General features: G+C 63.4%; 2 protein-coding genes. Both read right to left on the bottom strand.

Annotation, left to right across the window (positions count from 1 at the left end; translation table 11 throughout):
* Positions 1-632, bottom strand: a 632-nt coding sequence (gene phbB, locus PHW99_RS18395) for an acetoacetyl-CoA reductase (protein ID WP_300181177.1), incomplete at its 3' end; no start/stop codon positions are given.
* Between the two features lie 99 nt (positions 633-731).
* Positions 732-1,541 (bottom strand): acetyl-CoA C-acyltransferase (locus PHW99_RS18390; protein WP_300181174.1); only part of this gene is annotated, 810 nt, incomplete at its 5' end.

Below are 1,541 nucleotides of genomic sequence, written 5' to 3'. Positions count from 1 at the left end.
CCCAGGCGTTTGACCGGCACGGTGGCAATGATCTTGTCCAGCACTTCCTGGCGGATGGCGCGGACCATGTCGGTGCCGATGTAGCCCGGGCTCACGGTGTTGACCGTCACGCCCTTGGTCGCCAGCTCCTGCGCCAGCGCCATGGAAAAACCGTGCATGCCGGCCTTGGCGGCCGAGTAGTTGGTCTGGCCCGCCTGGCCCTTGACGCCGTTGACGCTGGAGATGTTGATGATGCGGCCCCAGCCTTTTTCCACCATGTCACCGACGACCTGTTTGGTCACGTTGAACATGGAGTTGAGGTTGGTCTCGATCACGGCGTCCCAGTCTTCACGCGACATCTTGAGGAACATGCGGTCTCGGGTGATGCCGGCATTGTTCACCAGCACGTCAATGGAGCCATGCTCGGCCTTGGCCTTGGTGAACGCTTCAACAGTGGAGTCCCAGCTGCCCACATTGCCCGCGGAGGCGTAAAAGGTGTATCCCTGCGCAGCCTGCTCGGCCAGCCACTTGCCATAGTCGCGGGTGGGGCCACAGCCGGCAATGACCTTGAAGCCTTCCTTGCTCAGGCGCTGGCAGATGGCGGTGCCGATGCCGCCCATACCGCCGGTGACATAAGCTACTTTTTGACTCATGAATCTCTCCTCTTGATGAACATGATGTTGTTAAGGGCCAGAGGCGGGATACCGGGGCGCGGCATCCACTCTGGTGTTGATCTCATTATGTCGGTGAAATCAGCGTTCAATGGTTAGGGCAACCCCCATACCACCCCCAATACACAGGCTGGCAATGCCCTTCCTGGCGTCACGGCGCTGCATCTCGTGCAGCAGCGTCACCAGAATGCGGCAGCCGGACGCGCCAATGGGGTGGCCGATGGCGATGGCGCCGCCGTTGACGTTGACCTTGCTGGTGTCCCAACCCATTTCGTTGTTGACAGCACAGGCCTGGGCGGCGAAGGCTTCGTTGATTTCCAGCAGGTCCAGGTCCTGCGCCTTCCAGCCGGCACGCGCCAGCGCCTTTTGTGAGGCGCTCACCGGGCCCATGCCCATCAGGGCCGGGTCCAGGCCGCTGGTGGCAAAGCTGGCGATGCGGCCCAGGGGCTTGAGGCCCAGGGCGGCTGCCTTGGCCGCCGTCATGACCATCACGGCGGCGGCGCCGTCGTTGATGCCCGAGGCGTTGCCCGCGGTCACGCTGCCGGCCTTGTCGAAGGCGGGGCGCAGGCCGGCCAGGGCTTCGGCGTTGGTCTTGCGGTTCAGGAATTCATCAGCGGCGAAGATGATGGGGTCACCCTTCTTCTGCGCAATGCTCACGGGCACGATCTCGTCCTTGAACTTGCCGGCGTCCTGGGCAGCGGCGGCTTTTTGCTGGCTGGCCAGGGCCAGGGCGTCCTGCATCTCGCGGGTGATGCCGTACTTCTTGGCCACGTTCTCGGCGGTGATGCCCATGTGGTACTGGTTGTACACGTCCCACAGGCCGTCCACGATCATGGAGTCGATCATCTTCCAGTCGCCCATGCGCTGGCCGTCGCGCGAGCCCAGCAGCAC

This window comes from Rhodoferax sp. (genome assembly GCF_028689305.1).
GTDB lineage: Bacteria > Pseudomonadota > Gammaproteobacteria > Burkholderiales > Burkholderiaceae_C > Rhodoferax.
The sequence above is the reverse complement of the archived record's forward strand: the minus strand, read 5'-3'. Positions and strand labels throughout refer to the sequence as shown.